4 protein-coding genes are annotated in these 3,423 nt (G+C 63.7%); 3 read left to right on the forward strand and 1 reads right to left on the reverse strand.

The features are described from left to right. Both Y708_RS29100 and Y708_RS0109385 read left to right on the forward strand, forming a co-directional pair. Positions 1-115 (forward strand): DUF3151 family protein (locus Y708_RS29100; RefSeq protein WP_155853797.1); only part of this gene is annotated, 115 nt, incomplete at its 5' end. Positions 116-289: 174 nt separating this feature from the next. Continuing rightward, positions 290-1,042 carry a maleate cis-trans isomerase family protein gene (locus tag Y708_RS0109385; protein WP_051478855.1) on the forward strand — a complete coding sequence of 251 codons (753 nt, stop codon included), beginning with the start codon at positions 290-292 and terminating at the stop codon, positions 1,040-1,042. Positions 1,043-1,230: 188 nt separating this feature from the next. Here Y708_RS0109385 and Y708_RS0109390 read toward each other — a convergent pair whose 3' ends face one another. Continuing rightward, positions 1,231-1,944, reverse strand: coding sequence for a maleate cis-trans isomerase family protein (locus Y708_RS0109390; RefSeq protein ID WP_028279741.1), 714 nt, complete (start codon positions 1,942-1,944; stop codon positions 1,231-1,233). Between the two features lie 98 nt (positions 1,945-2,042). On the opposite strand from Y708_RS0109390, the gene Y708_RS24015 reads away from it, so the two are divergent. Continuing rightward, positions 2,043-3,423, forward strand: a 1,381-nt coding sequence (locus Y708_RS24015; protein WP_081746639.1) for an amidase, incomplete at its 3' end; no start/stop codon positions are given.

Raw genomic sequence — 3,423 nt, forward strand, 5'->3', positions numbered from 1 at the left:
GCTGTATGCCCTGGGGAGGGCAGCGGCGTCGATCGGTGAGATCGAGGAAGCCGAGCGGATAGCGAAGTTCCTGCGCGAATCCGACCCGGAAGCGAGCAAGCAGCTCGGCGGTTAGGGTTTTGGCCGGGCCGGATCCTGCATTATTCCGGTTCATTGTGATGACTAACGTAGTGGCCGTCTCCCATATCCGGGAGGTGGCCGCTGCGCTTTCCGGGAAGAAACGGCAGAAGAAGGCTAGTATGACTGCAGTCTAATTGTCGACAATCCAACAAAGTGTCATGATGTGTGCATGACGATCGACGTCGCGGGGTCCTTCCCCGCGGATCCAACCGGGCCGGCGGGTGATCAGGGCATTGGCGTGATCTGTCCCTACGACATGGCGCTGGACCGTGAACTCTGGCGCTGGATGCCCGCGGGCGTATCGCTCCTTATTACCCGGACGCCGTTCTACGATCAGGCCGTCAGCGTCGAGATGGCCAAGGACATCAGCGATCAGGAAGAGATCCGCGCCGCGGTCCGCAGCCTCATGGCTGTCCGGCCGCAGGTGGTTGCCTATGCGTGCACCTCCGGGAGCTTTGTGGACGGGGTCGACGGCGAACGTTCCCTTTCGGCCGCGATGCTGGCGGCCGGAGCGCCGGCCGCGGTCACCACCTCCGGCGCGCTGCTGCTGGCATTGGAGGATCTGCACGCGGTGCGTGTCGCAGTGGCCACTCCGTACGCTGCGGAACTTACTGACCGACTGGCTGGTTTTCTCGCCGAGGCCGGCAGAGCCGCCGTCTCGCACGTTGGGCTTGGGCTCGACCGCGAGATTTGGAAAGTGCCGTACGCCGTGACCTGCGAGCTGATCCGGCAGGCTGACCGGCCGGAAGCAGACGCAGTGTTCCTGAGCTGCACCAACCTGCCGAGCTATGACGTCATCACCCACATGGAGCGGGAACTCGGCAAGCCGGTGCTCACTGCCAATCAGGTCACGGCATGGGCGGCTTTGAGGGTACTCGGCAAGGGTGCTGTGGGGCCGGGGCAGCGGTTGCTGAAGGGGTGAGGGCGGCGTTCCCCGGTGGTCGACCAAGCGACGAAGGAGCGTTCCCCGGTGGTCGACCAAGCGACGAAGGAGCGCGTGGAGACCTGGGTGCGCGCCGAACGTGGATCTCTACCCGGCCCTGGCGGGCCTTGGCCGATGGAGGTAGCAGGCGTAAGCGACCTTGATCGATTACCCGGATTCGGATGGATTCAGGCGCGGAAGAGGACACCGAGCTCTGTTGAAGTCACGTTGTCCCCGGCAAGGCGCAGGCCGTGCCACGCAGTGACCTGGTTCGCGGTGAGAACCGGCTTGTCCAAGGCGGACTCCAGTTCGTTCAACCAGCGTGCTGTGTGCAGGGCGGTGTCCGGGATGAGGATCGCTTCAGAACCCGCGGTGTTATTGCTCCGGGCCAGGGCGAAAACGCCGCCATGATCCAGCTGTCCGGCCTCCTTTGCGGTGGGGATGTCGTGAGACTTCAGCTCAAGCACCTCGACATTGGCATGATCCAGGTAGTCCACGAAATGCTGTGCCACGTCCTGCGGATACGTCGCGGCGACAGTCACCCTGCGCAGCCCCAGGTGCGCCAGCGCGGCGGCAAATGCCATGGAGGTTGACGCGGTGGGTATCTTAATCGTTTCCTCAATGTTCCGGGCCTGCTGCCGTGCTCCTTCCCAGCCGAAGACAAAGCTGCCGGAAGTACACGCCCACATCACCGCATCCGGGCTGAAGTCCAGGACCTGACGCGCGCCGTCCAGCAGTCTCTCGCTGTTCCCGAGGTCGAGCAGAGCCTCGACTTCGTGAGCATCAACGCCCACTGACGTATGCACTACGGGAAACCGGATCCCGCTGCCAAGTGCGGACTCGAGGTAGGGATAATCGTCCTCGGCACTGTGGCCGGGGTAGAGCATTCCGACAATGGTCATGGTGTCCTTCCGGGTATTGCGACGCTTCGAGGGGTTTTGATGATTTAGAAGATAGCCTACAGTTGGATTGTCGACAATCGAAGGGATCGCCGCAGCCGATGGATTCACCGCGATGGGCAAGTGCAACTGAACTGGTGGAACTCTATGGTTCCGGTGAATTGTCACCTGTGGAGGCAGTGCGCGATGTCCTTGAAGCCATCGACACGGTCAATCCCGCCATCAACGCCTTCTGCCTCGTGGACGCCGAGGCCGCACTTGCCAGTGCCGCCGAATCGGAGGCGCGCTGGCAGAAAGGTGCTCCGCTGAGCGGGTGCGACGGCGTTCCCACCACCATCAAGGACCTCCTGCTAACCAGTGGTTGGCCCACGCTGCGTGGCTCGCGCCTCATTCAAGCGGACGACGACGGCTGGACCGAGGATGCGCCCACGGTCGCGAGACTGCGTGAATCCGGCTCGGTGTTGGTGGGCAAGGTAACCAGCCCCGAGTTTGGTTGGAAGGGTGTGACGGACAGCCCGCGCTTCGGCGTCACCACCAATCCGTGGGACACCACGCGGACCGCCGGCGGTTCCAGCGGTGGCAGCGCGGCCGCCGTCGCGCAGGGGTTGGGTCAGTTCTCCGTCGGAACCGACGGCGGCGGTTCCATCCGCATTCCCGCTGGCTTCTGTGGCGTCGTCGGCTTCAAACCAACCTATGGAACCGTACCCCTATATCCGGCGAGCCCTTTCGGTACCCTGTCACACGCCGGCCCGATCACGCGCACCGTTCCTGACGCGGCGCTGATGATGGATGTGCTCAGTGGCTTCGACGCCCGAGACTGGTCGGCACTGGCACCTCCCACTGAGTCATTCAGCGGCAGACTTGAGGGTGCAAAGGACATCAGAAACCTCAAGGTGGCGTTCAGCCCCGACCTTGGCTACGGCAGGAATGACCCCGAGGTTGACGCTCTGGTCAGGGCGGCTGCTGGTCAGTTGGAGGAGCTTGGGGCGCAGGTGGAGGAAGTGTCCGTAAACATGGAGGACCCTGTATGGGCTTACCACGTCCTCTGGTTCAGTGGCGCGGCGATGGTGGTCGACAGCTATGGTGATGGCGCCGAAGATCGGATCGATCCCAGCCTCCGTGCCGCGCTCTCACGGCACAAGGACTTCACCGCACGGGACTTTCTCGATGCCACGTCGCTCAGGATGCAGCTTGGCCGCACCATGGGCGTGCTCCACCAGCAGTACGACGTGCTGATTACCCCCACGCTTCCGCGCACGGCGTTCGAAGCCGGTGTCGACGTGCCGGAAGGTTCGGCGAGTCAGGACTGGACGTCGTGGACGCCGTATTCCTACCCGTTCAACCTTACCCAGCAGCCCGCCATTACCGTGCCCTGCGGCTTTACCGCAGAGGGGATGCCGGTTGGGCTGCAGGTTGTTGGCCCGAGGCATGCCGACGGGCGCGTCCTCGGCGTCGCGGCCGCCTACGAGTCGGCCACTCACT

Origin of the sequence: Arthrobacter sp. H5, from assembly GCF_000520595.1 — a bacterium.
Lineage (GTDB): Bacteria > Actinomycetota > Actinomycetes > Actinomycetales > Micrococcaceae > Arthrobacter_D.